Consider the following 19,613-nt stretch of genomic DNA (forward strand, 5'->3'; position numbering starts at 1 on the left):
AGCCGGTTCTCTTCACTTCTTATTCAGCATCTTATGTGTTAACTTATCCGCCAACCGTGGGAACAATTGATACAATCTCATCCCAGCAGCGGCCAACCATGGAAGGTTAATCTCTTCTTGTTTATGTTTCATAAGTCTTATCATTTTATGGGCAACATACTCTGGCTTCATGATAAACCAATTTATATTGGATAAATATTTCCCTGAAGGATCTGCTAATTCAAAGAATGGTGTATCTATTGGACCTGGATTGACCGTTGATACCGTAATTCCAGTCCCTCTCAGTTCTTGGCGTAAGCTATTACTGAATCCATATACCGCATGTTTCGTTGCAGTGTACGAAGTGGAACGAGCTGTTCCAATCTTGGCTGCCATAGAGGCAACGTTAACGATTTGCCCCTCACCCCTCTCCAACATAAAGGGGAGAACAGCCTTCGTACATCGTACAGTTCCCATATAATTAACATCCATCATATCACTGAATTCATCCACTGGCATTTCCAGGATGGAATCAAACTTTCCAAATCCTGCATTATTTAGAAGAATATCTATTCTGCCATATCGGTCTATAATTTGCTTCATCACTTGTTGTACTTGTTCCTGTTTAGTTACATCCATCATAATGAGATCATGTACACCAGTTAATTGTGCTCCCACGGATTTCAGTTTGTCCAACGAACGGGCAGTTAATACTGGTATAGCCCCCTGATCTGATAGAAACTTCGCAGCTAATGCACCGATTCCGCTAGATGCTCCAGTAATAACTATTACTTTGTCTTTCAACATAATCCTTCGATCCTCCTCAGAAGGAGCCTAGACTCCTTCTTCTAAGAAATCATCACTTGAATATCCATTTCTCCTACTCCATCCATCATCAAAGGAATACTCAGCGCCTTTTTAGATTGCATTAAGGAACTACTCTCAAAATTAACAATTTTAGGAGGGGTAATATCAACCGTCACACCCTGATTGGAGAGAATCGTACTAGCATTACCACTTATCATATTACCAAGCTCAGAGATCGCGCTTTGTCCCATTTCGTCCATCTCAGTGAGAACAAAACCACCCATCATAATGGAGACAATCTTTAGAGCGACAGATTCTTTCAATCCAAATACAATATTTCCCGACATTTGCCCTGTCATCCCCACTTGTATCCATATATCACCTTTTACAAATTCAATAGTCTTAATACCTAAATTACCCGTTGAAGGAGATATTTGAATAACTTGTTCGATAACATTCCTAGCCGACTCTAGGAAAGGATTAATTATCTCTGCTTTCATCGTTTAATTGCTGCCCCTTTCCATTTGGGCTAATGGTCAAGGTACCAAAAGACCCTATATTATCGTAAGCTAATTATACTTTAAACCTAGGAATAAAACACTAATTTTAAAAGATATGCCAAGCTACTAGGTCCTATTGCCCATAATAACTTCATTATGAATCCCTATATACCTATCCCTATAAAAATCCTCATCATTATTTATCGGTATTTCATCCCTATTTATGAATGGCTATTTTCAAAAGATCAATAATAAATTCGCTCTTTCATTGCTCTGAATAAAAGTATCATCTATAATTTTAACTAACGAATATGAACGATCATATAGAAATAGTAAATATCTAGAGGAGGGATGACGTGAATATCAGTCAGTTAGAGACACTTGTAACAATCTCCAAAACCATGAGCTTTCGGAAGGCAGGAGAAGTACTCAATCTCACACAACCCGCAGTTTCTGCTCAAATAAAAAGTCTTGAGGATGAATTTAACACAGTCCTTGTTGATCGTAATCAACCGGTAACGTTAACAGATCGTGGTGAAGTTTTCCTAGAACACACAGAACGAATTCTTTCTATTGTAGAAGAATTGAAGCAACGGCTCTCGGATTTGAATGACACACCTCAAGGACATATTGTTCTTGGAACTACTACTTCCATTGCTATACAGATTCTACCGCGTGTTTTATCTTATTTCCAAGACCAGTTTCCACTCATCAAAACAACTATCCAATCCATGGCATCTTGTGAGGTATACAATAGCGTCGAGAATGGACAGATTGATGTTGGAATCGGATACCTCATTGAACGTAATCCAAACTTAATCACTTCTATCCTTTATTATGACACTTTCGAACTTGTAGTCTCACCGGATCATCACTTATCCAGTAAGCCTGTTGCTACCATTGAAGACTTACAGGATCTACCACTCATCTTATTAACAGGAGATACCGTTGGACGTAAATTTGTAGATGAGGTTCTCAAGAAACATAAAATAATTCCTAATGTCGTTATGGAACTTTCTAGCAGCGAGGAAATCAAACGAATGGTTGAACTAAACCTTGGTGCAGGAATTATTTCTAAATTAGCTGTTGGAAGCGAACTACGTCTGGGTACATTAAAGATTATCCCGATTATTGAGCTCGAAGTTACACATCCCGTAGGTGTCATATATAAATCTGGAAAATATCTTAATTCTGCCATGCATCAATTTCTTGATGATCTAAAGGGAATGCCCGAGACACAATTTATTAGTTCTGAGTAAAAATGAAGGAGCGTGTTACATGAAATTTGATATTCACACACATCATTATCGCTGTGGGCATGCCAACGGTAATATTCGACAATATATCGATTCCGCCATCTCCAATGGATTGAAAGTCATCGGTATTTCTGATCACACACCTTATTTCTATAGAGATGAAGATCAAGCATTTCCACAAATAGCTATGGGGAAGTCCGAAATTAGGAATTATGTACAAGAGGTACTGCAACTTAAAGATGAGTACGAGGGTACCATTGATGTGTTGCTCGGAATCGAATCTGATTACTTCCAACAACACGCGGAACTATATCGGCAAGCACTCTCTGCATTTCCATTTGATTATATTATTGGGTCTGTTCACCAAGTACATGATGTTAGTATTTTCAACAAAAATCGATGGAATAACTTTACCCTTGAACAGAAGATTGCTGTCAAAAAAGAATACTACCGCTTAATTCAAGAGTCTGCAAAAAGTGGTATGTTCCAAATACTTGGCCACATTGATGCCATGAAGGGAAATTACCCTTCTTTTTCTGAGATACCTGCTAATGAAACTATCGATGAGACTTTAAAGATCATAGCTGAATATGATGTAGCTATAGAAATCAATACATCAGGGAAGACGAAGAAAAGTGGGGGATGGTATCCTTCAGATGCCATGTTAGAAAGAGCATTATTTTATGATGTACATGTTACTTTCGGTTCAGATGCACATGTACCAGAACGTGTTGGGGATGAATTGTCCGAAGTTAGCTCTAAACTTAAAGAAATTGGTTATAAAGAATGGGTTTATTATAAGCAAAAAAAAATGCAAGTTGTTCCTCTAATATAATTACAACAAAAAAAATGGATCCGTTATCAACGGATCCTAAATCTACATATATTCAAAGGGGGTTATAAATTCATTATATACAGTTATTGTTAGAGTTCAGTGACGGTTATATTTCATTTATGTAACAAAGGCTATAGATATTAATTTTAACCGTTGAACGATCTGATCCATATCGTGCAGGATGAATTCGGTCATGTGTGAACCCATTCTTCACCATCACTCTTTCTGAAGCAATATTATCTTCACTACATCTTCCCTCAATCCGTGTTAACCCAAGCTCTCTAAATCCGTAATTGATTAAAAGTTCTACGGCTTCCGTAGCCAATCCCCGTCCCCAATACAACCGATCAAGTATATACCCAAGTGTCGCCACAGATTGACTTTTGCTCCAGTTTTGAAGAGACACCAACCCAATCAAATCATGCGTTTCTCCTAAACATATACCGAAATGCAAATGATGATCTTCATCCCGATTTAGTATTTGTTTCAATATTTTTTTCGATTGATAAAAGGATGGATTTTTATTTGTCGATGCTGAATGAACAGCTGGATAATCGGAAAGTATCATCCATAATCGCTCTTCATCTAAACGTTCAATCGGTCTGAGTTGTATTCTCTTACTACGTAATTTCGGTAAATTCGGAGTTTCTCTCTTATCCAACATAGCTAATCACACCCCTGACTATCGATTATATTCCAACCAGGGCACCGCATAATTCACTAAATCTTGTTGACTTGCAAGCATACATGAAGCTTGCCCTATTCTTCCACGCTTATATGAATCATGACAATTCCGTTCAAAATCATTACCCAATAAATGAAAATCCTCTGAATGGAAGTTGATATCTTGAAATGATCTCCACTCTGTATTCAGTTCCCCTTTTATTGGCGCCTTCGACTCTATATGTTTCTTCCCACGATATGAAGCCCGATATTCAGCCAAATGAAAAGTTGTATTCTTATCATGATCCGTTCCTAATAACAGTACATACGCACCTGCTTCAACCATTCGTGCAAGAGGAGAATTCTCTCCCAAACAATAATCTAGTGGATGTGATTCCATTAGATTTCTAGCTAACCTACCTTTTGCAGCAAACGATACATGTGGATGAGCACTCCGTACAACCCCAGATTGTTTACGAAAAGTTTCTGGAATTATACCCATTCCAGACGTTAATGTGAATTCCGGATCATATGGAGGCATACTCTCGCGAACAAGATCCCACCATTGAGGATCCACTGGAGGATTCATCCATGTCTCTGGATCTGTAAGATTAGGGGATTGCGTAGGCATTATTAATGTTCCTTCATCTCCAAGTACATTTTGTAATGCTATAATAACGGCTTCAGCCCCACCTACAATCCAACCTCCGATACTTTTTAATGAGGAATGAACAAGTAATATCATTCCTGGATGTATTCCAATATTTATACAATCTCTTATAATATCATTGCTCGTTATCGGTCGATCAATAATCACTATATTCGCCTCCAATAAGCCTAGGGTTAAATTTTATCTTATTATTTTTCATCTTATATTATCCATCAATAAATAACACCTTCACAATATCGCATAATATGCGAATCGTAAAGGTGTGATGATATTGATTCCTTGTTATACGCCTAACCAACGTTTAAACATATGTTTCGTTGTGTCTTTATTCATTTCAGCAATGGATGTTGTCAATGGAATTCCTTTAGGACAGGAACGTACACAGTTCTGTGAGTTACCACAGCCATCAATACCCCCATCTTCCATTAGTGCTTCTAGACGGTCTTCTGCATTCATCTCACCCGTGGGATGAGAATTAAAAAGTCTAACTTGGGATATCGCTGCCGGACCAATGAAATTCGTCTTCTCATTTACATTAGGACACGCTTCAAGACATACACCACATGTCATACATTTAGACAATTCATAGGCCCATTGCCGTTTCTTCTCTGCCATACGAGGCCCTGGTCCCAAATCATAAGTTCCATCAATAGGAATCCATGCTTTTACTCGCTTAAGAGCATTAAACATGCGGCTACGATCGATCACAAGATCACGTACAACAGGAAATGTACTCATCGGTTGTAAGCGTACCGGTTGTTCCAAATTATCAATAAGTGCTGCACAAGCCTGCCGTGGCTTACCATTAATGACCATCGAACATGCACCACACACTTCTTCCAAACAGTTGGAATCCCAACATACCGGTGCAATATGATCACCTTTATTATTTACTGGATTACGCTGAATTTCCATAAGTGAACTAATGACATTCATCCCAGGACGATATGGAATTTCAAATTCCTCCGTATAGGAGCCTGAATCTGGTGACTCCTGGCGGGTAATAATAAATTTCACTTTTTTGTTGACCACAGATGTTTCCGCCATATCAATACCTCCCCAATGTTATTAAGCGATACTACTTCTTGTACTTCGTAAAATACATATTGAATGCATAAGAATGCTTTACTTATCTTTCGAATAGTCGCGAATTCGTGGTGGGATTAAAGATACATCAACTTCGTCATATGTGATCTGTGGACCTTCTGGTGTCCATTGTGCCTTCGTTGTCTTTAGATACTGTTCATCATTACGTTCAGGGAAATTCGGTTTATAATGAGCTCCACGACTTTCGTCACGTAATAAGGCTCCTAGTGTCATTGCATGCGCAAGCTCAAGCATATTCCATAATTGACGTGTAAACGCCACACTTGGGTTATTCCAACGGGATGTATCATTGATATTGATATTTTGATAACGCTGCTTTAATTCTTTAATCTTCTCTATCGTAGCTTCCAGCTTGTCATTATAACGAACAACAGTCATATTATTCGTCATCCATTCACCGAGTTCTTTATGCAGAACATAGGCATTTTCAGTCCCATTCATCGCTAGAATGTTTTCGTACTTATCAGTCTGTTCCTGCTTGTAGCGATCAAATACGGATGAAGGAACATCTTCTGCCTTCTTCTTCAGACCTTTAATATATTCGACAGCCTTAGGTCCAGATACCATACCGCCATATATTGCAGATACAAGTGAGTTAGCACCCAACCGATTGGCCCCATGATACTGATATTCGCATTCACCTGCAGCGAATAATCCTGGAATATTCGTCATTTGATTATAATCAACCCATATTCCACCCATTGAATAATGAACTGCAGGGAAGATCTTCATCGGAATTTTCCGAGGATCATCTCCCATGAATTTCTCGTAAATCTCAATAATTCCACCTAATTTAACGTCTAACTCCTTCGGATCTTTGTGAGAAAGGTCAAGATACACCATATTCTCACCATTTACCCCGAGGCCTTGATTTACACACACATCGAATATTTCACGAGTTGCAATATCACGTGGAACCAGATTACCGTAGGCTGGATACTTCTCTTCAAGGAAATACCAAGGCTTGCCATCCTTGTAAGTCCAGATCCGCCCGCCTTCACCACGTGCAGATTCTGACATTAAGCGTAGCTTGTCATCTCCTGGGATAGCCGTTGGATGAATTTGAATAAATTCACCATTCGCATAAAAGGCCCCTTGTTGATAAACTGCACTCGCTGCTGTACCCGTATTAATAACAGAGTTCGTTGTCTTGCCAAAAATAATACCAGGCCCACCACTAGCTAATATCACAGCATCTGCAGCAAACGTATGAACTTCCATAGTCTTAAGATCCTGAGCACATATCCCACGGCATATACCTTCATCGTCAATAATGGCGGATAGGAATTCCCAATTTTCACGTTTGGTGACTAATCCATCTGTTTCATATCGACGAACTTGTTCATCCAATGCATATAATAGCTGTTGACCTGTTGTTGCCCCAGCAAATGCTGTTCGATGGTATTTCGTCCCCCCAAAGCGGCGGAAATCAAGCAATCCCTCAGGTGTACGATTGAACATAACACCCATACGATCCATTAAATGAATAATACCCGGCGCAGCATCACACATCGCCTTTACTGGAGGTTGATTCGCTAGGAAATCTCCTCCATATACAGTATCATCGAAATGTTCCCACGGTGAATCACCTTCACCTTTGGTATTAACAGCTCCATTAATTCCACCTTGCGCACATACAGAATGTGATCTCTTTACTGGAACTAATGAGAATAAATCGACATGAGTTCCTGATTCAGCTGCTTTAATGGTTGCCATTAATCCAGCCAATCCACCACCAACAATAATAATATTAGATGTTGCCATATTAGAGCACCCCTTAACTTAAGACTGTCTTTAATGATTCAGTAATGTTCATAACCGTTTGGAATTCAACTCCGCGGAAAGCAATGAGTGACAATATAAATAGTATCGATACAATAGCGAATAGTCCCATGCACATAACTGAGGATACACGCTGTGCACGCGGACCCACGGTAATTCCCCAACTTACAAGGAAGGACCAAAGACCATTGGAAAAGTGATAGGCCGTAGAAATAACACCTATTAAATACAAGATGAAGGTAATTGGATTCATAACAACTGCATGAATGACACCGCCTAATTCTTCATGTGTAACATTTCCAAGAGCTACTTGAACCCTTGTCTCATACACATGCCAAATGACGAACATAAATGTAAGAACGCCAGTAATTCTCTGAAATAAGAAACGCCAGTTACGTGAATATTGGTATGACCCTACGTTCGGTTTCGCCTGATAAGCAAGATATAATCCAAATACACCATGATAGAGTAATGGTAGCCAAATGAGAAATAGCTCCATAAAAAATACGAAAGGCAGACCATTCAGAAAGGCAACGCCTTCATTAAATTGCTCAAGCCCTCCCTCGAACGCACCAAAGTTCGTCACCACATGTTCTAGAATAAAGAAGCTTAGTGGAATAACCCCGAGTAAAGAGTGAATTTTTCTGGCATAATACCCCTTCATATAATGACTTTTCCCCTTTCTGTAACAGCGTTTTCAAAATTCATTAGTATAAACAATCCATCTTAAAGTGATATACCCCACAGAAAATCAATCGGAATTGCCATACATCTTTCTATTTTGTGAACATCCTGTGGCACTTTTCATGTTACTCCATTTTATCTTATAATGGAATTGCAATATAAGTATTATTATATATAACTAAAATGCATAAGCAAACAATATATGAAGAAGTGAGGGTTATCATGTTTGAAGCGTTGAATGGATTTGCCATCATTGTTGAACAATCCAGCCTAAATAAAGCATCCAAAATACTAAACATTTCTCAACCTGCTCTTTCACGGAAAATTGCAAAACTAGAAAGTGATCTTGGAGTACAGCTTTTTCATCGACGGGGAAAGCGATTAGAGTTAACCTCTATCGGACATTTAACCTATACTTTTGCGCTGGAACAGAATGAACGTCAGAAGCGTTTCTTAAGAACGATTGCCGAACATAAAGATGGGAGCCAAATTTCTGTTACTCTAGGAGCCAGTCTAACTACTCTCCAAACAACTTTGCCGCCCATCATCAATACCTTTATGAAAAAACACCCTAATGCCGAAATCAAAGTCGTTACTGGGAGAACGCATGAGATCGTCTTAGCTTTACGTCAAAAGAAGATAGATGTTGGTATTGTTGCTTCTTCTATTCATGAACCTGGGTTAAGCTGTATTCCATTATTTGAAGACCACTTAGAATTAGTTCTACCGAGAACTCATTCACTTGCTGAAATTACTGAGGTAAATATGAATCATTTGAATGGGATGCCTATGATTATTTTTTCAAGCGGGACTTGGTATCGTAAATTAACAGATGAGTTATTTGAAAATACGAGTGTCATTCCTGATATTCGGATGGAGATCGATTCTTTTGAGGCTATTGTTCGCTTACTACCAACCTGTAAAGCTGTAACACTTCTTCCCAAATCTTATTTACACCAACAATTACTCGATGATAACGATCTTATGGTCATTCATATTCCTGATCTTAAAGAGACGCGGCGAACGACATCTTTAATCTACGGAGACTATACAGAGCTAAGTAAGGCAGCACAACAATGGATTGAGGAAACAACTTCATTATTCAATTCATTTCATTAACACCTACATAATTCACTATGCAAAAAGGGTGTCTCCAGCCATTTCCATGACTTCTGAGACACCCCTTACTTCGAAATCCATTTAATCCTCTTTCATCAATTCATTCTCAAACCGTGCTATATTTTCATTAGAACCAATGATGACCATAATATCATCCATTTGAAGCTGGTCCATCGCGGTAGGAGCTATGATAATGTTGTTCAACCTATGCAAAGCAACAATGCTACAACCATATCGCACTCGAGGATTTATATCAGCTAATGTCTTACCATTTAAGCATACTGGTACTTTCATCTCTACAATACTGTGATCTTGTGAAAGCTCAATATAATCGAGTAAGTTCGGAGTTACCAATTGATGAGCTACACGTATTCCCATATCTCTCTCCGGATAAATAATTCGATCTACACCGAGCTTCTCCAGTGCTCTCCCATGAAGAACAGAGATGGCTTTGGCCACGACATAATTTACCCCTAATTCTTTCAATAAAATAGTAGCCAGAATACTCATTTGAATATCATCTCCAATAGCCACAATCCCACAATCGAAATTGCGAACACCCAGTGACTTCAACACCTCTTCATCAGAAGCATCCGCTACAACAGCATAAGTAAGCAATTCGCTCATATCACTTACAATCTCTTCATTTCGATCAATACCAAGGACTTCGTAATTCAATGCCATAAGTTCTAGAGCTACTGATGATCCAAACCGTCCCAAGCCAATAACCACAAACTGCTGTTTTTTCATTTTTCTTCATGTACCCCTTATCCTCAATCTATTTCTGATCTATCCTATAATTATTTTCCCTTCAGGATGACGGAATAATTGCTTGCCTTTTTTGGGTCCGAGCGCATAAGCAAGTGTGATCAACCCTAAACGACCAGAGAACATCGTCAGGCAAATTAGTAATTTTCCAATTACACTCAATTCCGTTGTTAATCCCATTGATAAACCAACCGTACCGAAAGCAGAAGTCGTCTCATACAATATCATTAGGAAGCTAGCATCTTCAGTCGAAGATAGAACCATCACTACCCCTATGATTAGTAACAGTGAAAGCAATGTAATGGTTAGAGCTTTAAATATTCGCTCTTGCGCAAGACGATAACGGAACATGACAATATCGTCTCGACCACGTAGCATCGATATTACTGCTCCAATCATGATCGTAAATGTCGTCGTCTTGATCCCACCTCCCGTGGAACCTGGTGAAGCACCAATGAACATGAGGATAACCATGAAGAAATGGGATGCCTGCCGCATATCGCCAATGACCAAGGTATTAGCCCCAGCTGTGCGTGTCGTAACCGATTGGAACAACGCGCCTAGAAACTTACCGCCCCCATTCAACGACCCTAACGTTCTTTGATTCGAATATTCGAATATAAATATAATGATTGTTCCAAAGATAATAAGAAATGCGGTCATGGACAGCACAACTTTAGAATGCAGGGATAACCTGCGTTTTATTCGAAAATCCACTATATCAGACAATACAATAAACCCAATTCCCCCTGACACAATCAGGAACATCACTACAAAATTGACAAGTGGATCATAAACATAACCTGTCAAGCTGCGATAACCACCGAATAGATCGAATCCAGCATTGTTAAACATCGATACCGCATGAAAAACACCGAAATATAAAGCTTTTCCAAAAGGCATATCAAATGCCCAACGTATCGATAACAGAACAGCCCCAATACCTTCTATTACGAAAGTGAACAATAACACTTTTCGTATTAATCTTACGATCCCTTCCATTGTATTCTGATTCATTGCTTCTTGTAATAACAGCCGGTCACGAAGCGAAATCTTACGTTTCAACATTAACGAGAACAACGTAGCCATCGTCATAAAACCGAGTCCACCCACTTGAATGAGTACTATAATAACGATTTGACCAAATAAACTAAAAAATGTACCTGTATCCACCACAACTAAACCCGTTACACAAGTGGCTGATGTTGCTGTAAATAGTGCATCGATAAATGGAAGTGGCTCACCCGTTGTATTAGCAATAGGTAATGAAAGCAATAGAGCTCCAATCAGAATAATACCAGCAAAACCCAATACTAGAATTTGAGGTGGGGCTAATTTAATCCAGCTCAACTTTAATTTCAACTACATCACCCCTTAAAAAATCAACAAAAAAAACATTGGAAATCCAATGCCTCTCGGGTTGGTTCCTGGTTGCATATCGCCTACGAAGTTAGCTGACGGATTCGGGCATGCACAGGTCGCCCTTTTCGATAATGAATATCAAAATTCACCCCATTAATTCTTTGGTTCCTCCGTAATTCAAATGAATATTCGGCGCATTATTAAATTGCTCTCCGATTATAATCCTTATTATCAAACAGTACAAAGCTCTTTTTGGCATAAATGCATCGATTTAGCCTTAAATGTGGACAGGATATATCCTAAATGCAGCTTTCCCTCTGTTTACATACTATTATCTTCATTTTCATCTCATTTTCACATTTCCCATTTTACAGTTACTGGATTTATAACTTGAACCTATGCTATGTTTACGTTATTCTAATGGCTAATTCACTTTAAGTGAATGCTTCCGAAGTAGTTTTGTTCGAAGAGAAATCTAGGAAGCATTGCTCACAAAACTTGGGTTATGCTTCCGAAGAGAGTTTTCTCGAAGTATTACTTAAGAAGTAACGCTCAAAAACTTTTGGGAGGAAAATGAATGAATTCTTTAGGGCAACCTTTGAAACTCAAAGCAAATTATAAGGTCTTAGGTATCCTCGGGGCTATAAGCTTACTGCTATTTTTGATTGTACAAGTTTTTCCTAATACGTCCTCAGATACTCTGGAACAGAAAAGCAAGGAATTAATCACGAAAGAACAAGCGAGAGCATCCGCGACTCAATACGCCGAATCACAACTTGATCTTCATGAATTATCATCTCCTAACAGTCTTGTTACATACCAATCTCATTCAGAATTATATGGTTATCTAGCGAAGGAAAAGCTTGTTGAGTATTACAATGATACCTTTGAGGATAAGTATCCATATGATGTATATCGTGTTCGTCTAGAAGAATCTGATTCAGAGAGAATCTTCAATATTGATGTACATATGAATTCAGGTGATGTCGTGGCTTTCTCTCAAGATACTTCTACTAATAACTTCAATTCTATGAACCCAAGAAATCAAGAAGCACTAGCTAAACTATGGCTCAGCCAATTAGGTTATGAACCAAGTCAATTCCAGATCGTAGAATCAAGTGATTCAAAAATCATATTTACTGATTCCAACACGATGATAGGAAAGGCTGCACTTCAATTTGAATTCATCTTTGATTCAGAACAGATATTATCCTTTCAGCCCTCATTTTCAGTACCTGTAGAGCATGCCTCTTATGTAAAAGGTGAACAAAACAAGGCGCTTTGGATGACCATCCTAGGTTATGGGCTTCTAACATTAGTGTTGGGGGTACTTGCAATCGTATATAGCGCATTAACTAGAAAACACACTTCTTTTGTTAGAGGAATATTTCTTAGTAGCTTTTACTTTATTGTATCAATGCTGAGCACCATTAATATGATACCCACTTTTGAGGCAGAAGGAATGACCCAAGCCTCTCTGATCTTCATACTTATATTTCAAGGGGTATTCACTTTGTTCATGAGTGCCTTATTGTACTTCTCCCTTGTAGGTGGAGATGGTCTATGGAGGAAAGAAGCAGGTCTTAATCCATGGCCACGTTTCAAAGAAGCTGGATACGGGAAATATGTACTCAATAGCATGCAAATCGGATATTTATGTGCATTCATTTTATTAGGAGTTCAGTCTATTATCTATTTCACATTAGATTTAACGATTCATACATGGTCCACAACAGATGCATCACAATCTCCTCTTAATATGTTCTATCCATGGATGTTACCGCTTTTAGCTTGGGTAGCCGGAATTTCTGAGGAAGCTGTTTATCGATTATTCGGAATCCCAATGATGAAGAAACTTGTGAAGAATACATTTGTGGCATGCCTAATTCCATCTATTATTTGGGCGTTTGGGCATACTCTTTATCCTATTTATCCTGTTATTTCTCGCCCGATAGAGCTTATTATCATTGGCTTAATCTTTAGTTTCATATTTCTACGCTATGGCTACATCGCGGCTATGTTCAGTCATGTCGTGTTTAATAGTATCCTTATGGGCTTTAGTTTATTCACATTAGGTGATGTCGCTAACATTTCAGCCGGAATTATTGCGATGATTGTACCGGTTCTCGTTGCATACACAATTTACTTCTTCCATTCCATAAAAAAAGAGAAGCCGTCTGTTACGACTCCTCCTGAAGCGCTGCAATAATCTGTGAGGCGAGTTTCTCACCAATCGAGAGAGACCGGAAGTCTTCGACACTGGCCTCTCTTATCTTTTTGAGTGAACCGAAATGCTTCAATAGTAGCTTACGACGCTTCTCTCCCACCCCGGGGATCGCATCTAACTGTGAAGTAACCATAGATTTAGCTCTTTGTTCACGGTGGAAAGTAATTGCGAACCGATGCACTTCATCTTGAATCCGTTGTAATAGAAAGAACTCCTGACTGTCTCGAGGGAGTTGGATAGTTACCGGCGGTTCACCAATCATCAACTGCGAAGTTCTATGCTTCACGTCCTTCACTAACCCACATACTGGGGTGAATATTCCTAGTTCATTCTCTAACACATCCATAGCCGCTGAGATTTGCCCTTTCCCACCATCTACAACGATAAGGTCAGGCATCTCTAAATTTTCCTTTAATACACGCTCATAACGTCGTCGAATGACCTCACGCATCGTATTGTAATCATCTGGGCCTATAACTGTTTGAATTTTATACTTTCTATATTCTTTCTTCTCAGGTTTACCATCAATAAATACAATCATAGCAGATACAGGGTTTGTTCCTTGGATATTAGAATTATCAAAAGCCTCTATTCGGTGTAATGAATGTATACCAATAGCTTGACCTAGATTAGTTGCAGCAATGGAAGTTCGCTCTTCGTCACGTTCAATTAGTCTGAATTTCTCATTTAAAGCAACCTTTGCGTTCTCAATCGCCATACCGATTAGCCGTTTCTTAGTACCACGTTGAGGTACGTATACTTTTATTCCTAACCATTCCTGAAGAGAAGTAACAACGTTCGCAGCATCCAGTCCTCCTGCTAATAGCGATGATTGAATATCCTCTTCTATTCTGGTGTCATCGATCAATCCGCTCGAATTATCATCTACTTCTGATATAACAGTAGCTTCTGATTCTGGTTCACTATCCACTACTTCCTCATTTAGCTGAGGTAGAAGTATTTCCTGCGGTAAGGCAGGATTATCCAAGTAGTACTGCGTTACATACGTCATGAAGTCACTATACGCTTCACTATAGAATGGGAATACGGAGGCATGACGATGTATCATCTTACCTTGACGCATATAGAGAATCTGTACACACATCCAACCCTTATCAACTGCAAATCCAAGTACATCACGATCTCTTGCGTCTGAAGTGGTGATCTTCTGTTTCTCCATGATTGTATCAATATTGATAATCTGATCACGAAGCTCCTTCGCACGTTCGAAATAGAGATCTTCCGAAGCTTCTAGCATTTTACGTTGGAGTTCCTTCTTTATAATTTCATGTCCTCCATTTAAGAAGGAACTAATTTCTTGAATAATTTGGTCATATGTCGCTTGTATTACTTCGTCTGGACCACACGCTAAGCACTGTCCTAGATGATAATAGAGACAAGGTTCCTTTTGCTTCGCACTGCATTTACGAAGGGGGTACATGCGGTCAAGAAGTCTCTTCGTCTGCTGTGCTGCATATGCATTCGGATAGGGACCGAAATACTTCGCCTTATCTTTTAGTACTCGTCTTGTCACCTCTAAACGAGGATGCTGCTCATTCGTTATCTTAATATATGGAAACGTCTTATCATCCTTCAATAGTATGTTATATCGTGGTTGATGTTCTTTAATAAGATTGCATTCCAAAATTAATGCCTCAATATTGCTCCCTGTAACGATATATTCGAAATCTCGAATTTCTGAGACTAATAACTGAGTTTTCCCATTATGACTCCCTGTAAAATAAGAGCGTACCCGATTCTTAAGCACTTTAGCCTTCCCAACGTATATTATAGTCCCTTCGTTATTCTTCATTAAATAACATCCAGGAAGGTCCGGTAATAGAGCTAGCTTATCTCGAATATGTTCTTGAGCCCTCTCTTTCTCTTGTTCAGAATGAATCAAATGGTCCATTTAGCATGATTCCCTCCCTTCCATCTCATTTATGGACAATATAAATATTCAACTACCATTGTATTTTAATAAAGCGTCCCCGGAATCCGGAGACGCTTATAGCGTAACATATTTCTTATTGATGTTTGGAAATCATGTTCTTCAATGCTTCCTTCGAATTCAAACCAACCACTTTATCTACAGGTTGACCATCTTTGAAGAAAATCAATGTTGGAATACTCATAACACCAAATTTAGATGCTGTTTCTGGATTCTCATCAACATTCACTTTAGCGATCTTTACAGTATCACCTAGATCAGTAGAGAGATCTTCAAGAATTGGAGCAATCATCTTACATGGACCACACCAAGGTGCCCAGAAATCAACTAAAACCGTCCCTTGACCTTCCACTTCAGTAGAAAAGGACTGGTCGGATACATTAACAATAGCCATTATATTCTCCTCCTTATTTAGGAAAGTTCCATGAATTTAAACTGATATGTCTTTGTGGACAGTTATAAGTATAGCACAATTTTCTAAGTAATGCGAAACCCTTTCCTTCATTTTTTTAGTTATTCTTTACAAATTCTTTACGCATTGAGTATACTTGGAGTAACTCAGGTCTATTTGTCTATGATTAATATCATGCTCAAAAACCAGACCTTTATGAGGAGGAATAAATCATGGAAGCAAATGTACATTTACAAGATCCGCGTGAACATGTAAATGAAGAACCGCGTGATGATTTTGGGGATTTAATGGCTGGTTTTGGTGGGATGTTCTTATTTATGGCCGTTCTTTTCTTCGGTATGGTTATTATCAAGTTCATTATCACTGGCTAGACATGAAAAGTGTATTAATACACACAAAAAGGGACGATCCCGACAGGTCATATTTGTGACCATAGGATTCGTCCTTCTTTTGTTCTATCAGCATATGAGTTCTTATTATTCATACGATCAATTGATCTACTACCTTCCGTTGCCACGATGGTTCTCCCCATGTAGATTTACAACTTCTACAAAGGGCGCTATTCGATCCATTAAACGCTGGCCTTTATAGCCTTCTTCCCCATCCTTGTTCGTAAAGCTAAGATGTTTCTCTAGACTCTCAAGATTATAATTCGAAGTATAAAACGTAGGCTTACGATTCATTCGATAATTCAGAATAGATCCCATGATGTGATCACGAGCCCATGGATTCAAGTTCTCTGCTCCGATATCATCGAAAATAAGCAGATCACAATTCTTCATGATTTCAGTCGTTTCCTTCAGCTTTACATTATCCATCATTAATGATTTCAGATCCTCTACGAACTCTGGCATATAAACAATGACTCCTGTGAATCCCGCAATCGCCAGTTCATGCAGCATATAACTCATCATGAATGTTTTCCCCGTTCCAAAAGAACCATACAGGTACATTCCACGTGTGGATAGACCATTCTCCTTCGTGTCACGGATATATTGAAACACTTGCTGTACCGCAGGTGCACGCAATCGATCCTTACCCATAATTTCCACTTCTTTATAGCCCTCATTCAAGGCACGCTCATCAACATAAAAGCTGCGAATCCGTTTCTTCACTTGATCATCATGCTGTTTAGAAATAAACTTTGCGCAAGGAACCTTCCGTTCGTACAAAACAGTCTCGCCATTTACTGTATGCACCTCAAGCTTACTGTAATGACCCTTAAAATCATTGGGGCAATTATCAAGCCCCGGACAATTCTCACAGTTACGTTTGTCATTAATGTAAAGATACAGAAGACTCATATTGATACGTAGATGTGCATCACTCAACTCAGGATGCTGTCTACGCAATTCTTTGATCTTCGGATGATTAAATACCTCATCTTCAATCTCTTGTTGCTGACGTTGGAAAGAAGGATTCTTCATCTGCTTAAGCAGTTTACCTAAAGACTCCACCCCTATCCCCCCTCTAATCCCAATTATATGAACTAACCTTGCTTCTTACTTGCTTGAATTTCGGCAGCCATTCTCATCATTTCTTCGAACTCTTCTTCTGAGACTTCCTCGGCAGGGCTGTTATTTAGTGCCACAGGGATCTCCGGCTTCATCTTAGTCGGCTTACCATACGCACGATTACGTGTACCGCTAGAGGATTGCGCCTGCTTACCTTTTACCTTCGATTGGTCCTTAATGTATTGAACAGCCTTCTCATACGTATTAATCTGTTTCAATAACATATTCGAGGCAATCGCTTCTACAAAATTACGATTAATACGTTGATCTCCACCTGTTGCCAAAAGTGAGATCAAATAATGTATGAGTATATTTATTACTTCACCTGGTAGCTTATAGCTTAGATCAATCTTTTCAAAAATATCAATAAAATTATCCGGAACAGCGCCTGGAAATAATGTCTTTAGTAATTTGGTATAAGGTTCATTACGAAGTATCATATTATATTGATGAATATCGCACTTTGACTTAAACTGCATTGGAACTTCAACATAATACTCCATTTGCACTGCATGTTCCATCTGAAGTGATCCTTCTGGTTTTTCCTCTGCTTTGCGGATGGAGATAATCTTATTGGCCTGAACTTCTCGCTGTTCTTGTCTTTTCTTCCCTTGTCGGAAATGAAGATTAGCCTGATGCTGCAATTCATCCAGAATAATATCTCCTTCTGCAGTGAATATTCCATCTTCATCTAGTAGTCGACATAGGTCTTGAACAGTCAGATCATATTTATTAACGACATAATTCACAATTCCCATTTGTTCAAAATTGAAACGTAGCTTCTCAACATATTGTCGATTATTAGATTTCTTCGGGAAACGAAGAATAATATCTGCGTAGTTCAGAATATTAGCTTCCTCACCTACCTGTAGTCCTGAATGTCTTGTCGTAGAGACTTCCGATAGAGCTTGCTCTAACTCATAGTCAATCACATGAGTATTCAATTCAAAAATCTCATAAAAAGGCAATGAGATATTCTCTTTATTCTGCGTAGCTCCAGACCACTCATCAGGTTCTTTTGCCCAAAGCTTCTCACGTAATGATAGAACTGCAAATTTACCAATCTTATCACGTAGTAAAAGAGTCAAGTGCTGTGTGTTGAAGAATTCAGCTGGGGATAATGGTGCTGTTAACTCATACTCATACATGTAATCATCATTCTCGGGGATATAGATTCGACTCGTCTGTAAAAGTCCTACTGCTTCAAGCTTCGAAGCTTGTTCTATTAATGCTTTCCGCCCACTCTCACTAGGTTCCATTCCAAGTGTTAAGAATAGATGACGTTGTTGATCTATATTGGAATAACCTATTTTCTCTATAGGAATCTGTTGAAACAACAGACGATAAAAACTAATTGCGAATGCGCCAACCATCGGTTGATAGATGGAACTTAGCATCCTATCATCCAAGCTACTCAAGCAAAAATTGCGATAAACGTAGTATTGATGGTTCTCGGTATAATTTAGAAGACTTTTGATGCGCATATTTTACCCCCCATCATTAACGTAGACTTCTTTCATTCTATCATAATTTCAATCTATCGTTCGACGTATTTCGTGGTTTTTATTTCTTCCATCAACATTAAATAATGGAAGCTCGAAATCAAATCATGCGCTCAACCTAATGTATATCACAAAAAAAAAGCAGCCCTTCTAAAGAAAGAGCTGCTCACCTAACCTGATTCAGAACATCGTATACCCACCTTGGCGAAGTTTCTTTATCGCCCAACCACTAATATAAGCCCCTATCAAACCCGCAACTCCCGTTAAATAATCAACGATGTGGAATGAAGCAAGATGCGTCCAAAGCGACATATCATGATCCCATAAAGAATATACAACCACAGGTAATATCACAATCACAAATAAGTAACAAGGAAACCAAGTTGTCTTCATTAACATATTAAGAATAAAACCAATACCGAACATCATCACAAAGAATAATACCATCAAGACGATTACAGGGATAAATTGCATA

At 38.7% G+C, this 19,613-nt stretch carries 19 protein-coding genes and 1 riboswitch; of the genes, 5 read left to right on the forward strand and 14 right to left on the reverse strand.

What is annotated here, in order from left to right; genetic code table 11:
* Positions 1–12: 12 nt before the first annotated feature.
* Together LPB68_RS06925 and LPB68_RS06930 are read right to left on the reverse strand one after the other, a co-directional pair.
* Positions 13–786: an SDR family NAD(P)-dependent oxidoreductase gene (locus LPB68_RS06925; protein WP_082865522.1), complete on the reverse strand. Its 774-nt coding sequence runs from the start codon at positions 784–786 to the stop codon at positions 13–15.
* A gap of 41 nt (positions 787–827) precedes the next feature.
* Positions 828–1,286, reverse strand: a complete 459-nt coding sequence (locus LPB68_RS06930; protein ID WP_068653967.1) for a chemotaxis protein CheX — start codon at positions 1,284–1,286, stop codon at positions 828–830.
* 356 nt (positions 1,287–1,642) lie between these two features.
* On the opposite strand from LPB68_RS06930, the gene LPB68_RS06935 reads away from it, so the two are divergent.
* Both LPB68_RS06935 and LPB68_RS06940 read left to right on the forward strand, forming a co-directional pair.
* The gene (locus tag LPB68_RS06935) at positions 1,643–2,545 is read left to right on the forward strand and encodes a LysR family transcriptional regulator (protein WP_068653968.1); all 903 of its coding nucleotides are present in this window, start codon (positions 1,643–1,645) and stop codon (positions 2,543–2,545) included.
* Positions 2,546–2,564: 19 nt separating this feature from the next.
* Positions 2,565–3,377 carry a histidinol-phosphatase gene (locus LPB68_RS06940; RefSeq protein ID WP_068653969.1) on the forward strand — a complete coding sequence of 271 codons (813 nt, stop codon included), beginning with the start codon at positions 2,565–2,567 and terminating at the stop codon, positions 3,375–3,377.
* 106 nt (positions 3,378–3,483) lie between these two features.
* Here LPB68_RS06940 and LPB68_RS06945 read toward each other — a convergent pair whose 3' ends face one another.
* From LPB68_RS06945 to LPB68_RS06965, 5 genes are all read right to left on the reverse strand, one after another.
* The gene (locus tag LPB68_RS06945) at positions 3,484–4,041 is read right to left on the reverse strand and encodes a GNAT family N-acetyltransferase (RefSeq protein WP_068653970.1); all 558 of its coding nucleotides are present in this window, start codon (positions 4,039–4,041) and stop codon (positions 3,484–3,486) included.
* Between the two features lie 18 nt (positions 4,042–4,059).
* Entirely contained in the window at positions 4,060–4,857 is a 798-nt protein-coding gene (locus tag LPB68_RS06950; RefSeq protein ID WP_068653973.1) for an AAC(3) family N-acetyltransferase, read from the reverse strand.
* Positions 4,858–4,992: 135 nt separating this feature from the next.
* Positions 4,993–5,757 (reverse strand): succinate dehydrogenase iron-sulfur subunit, encoded by a 765-nt coding sequence (gene sdhB / locus LPB68_RS06955; RefSeq protein ID WP_068653974.1) that lies wholly within the window; start codon positions 5,755–5,757, stop codon positions 4,993–4,995.
* Positions 5,758–5,835: 78 nt separating this feature from the next.
* A complete protein-coding gene (gene sdhA, locus LPB68_RS06960) occupies positions 5,836–7,581 on the reverse strand; it encodes a succinate dehydrogenase flavoprotein subunit (protein WP_068653977.1) in 1,746 nt (581 codons plus the stop codon).
* 13 nt (positions 7,582–7,594) lie between these two features.
* On the reverse strand, positions 7,595–8,263 hold the full coding sequence (locus LPB68_RS06965; RefSeq protein WP_068653979.1) for a succinate dehydrogenase cytochrome b558 subunit: 669 nt from the start codon (positions 8,261–8,263) through the stop codon (positions 7,595–7,597).
* 242 nt (positions 8,264–8,505) lie between these two features.
* On the opposite strand from LPB68_RS06965, the gene LPB68_RS06970 reads away from it, so the two are divergent.
* Positions 8,506–9,402, forward strand: a complete 897-nt coding sequence (locus LPB68_RS06970; protein ID WP_068653980.1) for a LysR family transcriptional regulator — start codon at positions 8,506–8,508, stop codon at positions 9,400–9,402.
* Positions 9,403–9,483: 81 nt separating this feature from the next.
* On the opposite strand, the gene LPB68_RS06975 is transcribed toward LPB68_RS06970, so the two are convergent.
* The gene (locus LPB68_RS06975; RefSeq protein WP_068653981.1) at positions 9,484–10,152 is read right to left on the reverse strand and encodes a potassium channel family protein; all 669 of its coding nucleotides are present in this window, start codon (positions 10,150–10,152) and stop codon (positions 9,484–9,486) included.
* Positions 10,153–10,191: 39 nt separating this feature from the next.
* Complete coding sequence (locus LPB68_RS06980; RefSeq protein ID WP_068653984.1) at positions 10,192–11,532, reverse strand: TrkH family potassium uptake protein; 1,341 nt, start codon at positions 11,530–11,532, stop codon at positions 10,192–10,194.
* A 62-nt stretch (positions 11,533–11,594) separates the two neighbouring features.
* A riboswitch (cyclic di-AMP (ydaO/yuaA leader) is annotated at positions 11,595–11,737 on the reverse strand.
* 372 nt (positions 11,738–12,109) lie between these two features.
* On the opposite strand from LPB68_RS06980, the gene LPB68_RS06985 reads away from it, so the two are divergent.
* Positions 12,110–13,741 carry a CPBP family intramembrane glutamic endopeptidase gene (locus tag LPB68_RS06985; RefSeq protein ID WP_068653987.1) on the forward strand — a complete coding sequence of 544 codons (1,632 nt, stop codon included), beginning with the start codon at positions 12,110–12,112 and terminating at the stop codon, positions 13,739–13,741.
* Here LPB68_RS06985 and uvrC read toward each other — a convergent pair.
* A complete protein-coding gene (gene uvrC / locus LPB68_RS06990; protein ID WP_068653990.1) occupies positions 13,713–15,671 on the reverse strand; it encodes an excinuclease ABC subunit UvrC in 1,959 nt (652 codons plus the stop codon). The two genes, LPB68_RS06985 and uvrC, sit on opposite strands and share 29 nt — an antisense overlap.
* A 115-nt stretch (positions 15,672–15,786) precedes the next feature.
* Positions 15,787–16,104: a thioredoxin gene (trxA, locus tag LPB68_RS06995; protein ID WP_068653992.1), complete on the reverse strand. Its 318-nt coding sequence runs from the start codon at positions 16,102–16,104 to the stop codon at positions 15,787–15,789.
* Positions 16,105–16,334: 230 nt separating this feature from the next.
* Here trxA and LPB68_RS22705 point away from each other — a divergent pair, with 230 nt between their 5' ends.
* The gene (locus LPB68_RS22705; protein ID WP_099458631.1) at positions 16,335–16,493 is read left to right on the forward strand and encodes a YqzM family protein; all 159 of its coding nucleotides are present in this window, start codon (positions 16,335–16,337) and stop codon (positions 16,491–16,493) included.
* A gap of 129 nt (positions 16,494–16,622) precedes the next feature.
* Here the strand turns inward: LPB68_RS22705 and dnaI are convergent, their stop codons facing one another.
* From dnaI to LPB68_RS07010, 3 genes are all read right to left on the reverse strand, one after another.
* Positions 16,623–17,579 (reverse strand): primosomal protein DnaI, encoded by a 957-nt coding sequence (gene dnaI, locus LPB68_RS07000; protein ID WP_068653997.1) that lies wholly within the window; start codon positions 17,577–17,579, stop codon positions 16,623–16,625.
* 32 nt (positions 17,580–17,611) lie between these two features.
* The gene (locus LPB68_RS07005) at positions 17,612–19,120 is read right to left on the reverse strand and encodes a DnaD domain protein (RefSeq protein ID WP_068653999.1); all 1,509 of its coding nucleotides are present in this window, start codon (positions 19,118–19,120) and stop codon (positions 17,612–17,614) included.
* Between the two features lie 198 nt (positions 19,121–19,318).
* A complete protein-coding gene (locus LPB68_RS07010) occupies positions 19,319–19,612 on the reverse strand; it encodes a YuiB family protein (protein ID WP_068654001.1) in 294 nt (97 codons plus the stop codon).
* Position 19,613: the final 1 nt, after the last annotated feature.

Source organism: Paenibacillus crassostreae (assembly GCF_001857945.1).
GTDB classification, from domain to species: Bacteria; Bacillota; Bacilli; order Paenibacillales; family Paenibacillaceae; genus Paenibacillus_AQ; species Paenibacillus_AQ crassostreae.

Excerpts from the sequence above, each read along its gene's own strand:
- LPB68_RS06945 (WP_068653970.1), bottom strand. The coding sequence starts at position 4,041 with ATGTTGGATAAGAGAGAAACTCCGAATTTACCGAAATTACGTAGTAAG.
- LPB68_RS06965 (WP_068653979.1), bottom strand. The coding sequence starts at position 8,263 with ATGAAGGGGTATTATGCCAGAAAAATTCACTCTTTACTCGGGGTTATT.
- LPB68_RS06975 (WP_068653981.1), bottom strand. The coding sequence starts at position 10,152 with ATGAAAAAACAGCAGTTTGTGGTTATTGGCTTGGGACGGTTTGGATCA.
- LPB68_RS06930 (WP_068653967.1), bottom strand. The coding sequence starts at position 1,286 with ATGAAAGCAGAGATAATTAATCCTTTCCTAGAGTCGGCTAGGAATGTT.
- LPB68_RS06985 (WP_068653987.1), top strand. The coding sequence starts at position 12,110 with ATGAATTCTTTAGGGCAACCTTTGAAACTCAAAGCAAATTATAAGGTC.
- LPB68_RS06925 (WP_082865522.1), bottom strand. The coding sequence starts at position 786 with ATGTTGAAAGACAAAGTAATAGTTATTACTGGAGCATCTAGCGGAATC.
- sdhB (WP_068653974.1), bottom strand. The coding sequence starts at position 5,757 with ATGGCGGAAACATCTGTGGTCAACAAAAAAGTGAAATTTATTATTACC.
- LPB68_RS06940 (WP_068653969.1), top strand. The coding sequence starts at position 2,565 with ATGAAATTTGATATTCACACACATCATTATCGCTGTGGGCATGCCAAC.
- LPB68_RS07005 (WP_068653999.1), bottom strand. The coding sequence starts at position 19,120 with ATGCGCATCAAAAGTCTTCTAAATTATACCGAGAACCATCAATACTAC.
- trxA (WP_068653992.1), bottom strand. The coding sequence starts at position 16,104 with ATGGCTATTGTTAATGTATCCGACCAGTCCTTTTCTACTGAAGTGGAA.
- LPB68_RS06970 (WP_068653980.1), top strand. The coding sequence starts at position 8,506 with ATGTTTGAAGCGTTGAATGGATTTGCCATCATTGTTGAACAATCCAGC.
- uvrC (WP_068653990.1), bottom strand. The coding sequence starts at position 15,671 with ATGGACCATTTGATTCATTCTGAACAAGAGAAAGAGAGGGCTCAAGAA.
- LPB68_RS22705 (WP_099458631.1), top strand. The coding sequence starts at position 16,335 with ATGGAAGCAAATGTACATTTACAAGATCCGCGTGAACATGTAAATGAA.
- LPB68_RS07010 (WP_068654001.1), bottom strand. The coding sequence starts at position 19,612 with ATGCAATTTATCCCTGTAATCGTCTTGATGGTATTATTCTTTGTGATG.
- sdhA (WP_068653977.1), bottom strand. The coding sequence starts at position 7,581 with ATGGCAACATCTAATATTATTATTGTTGGTGGTGGATTGGCTGGATTA.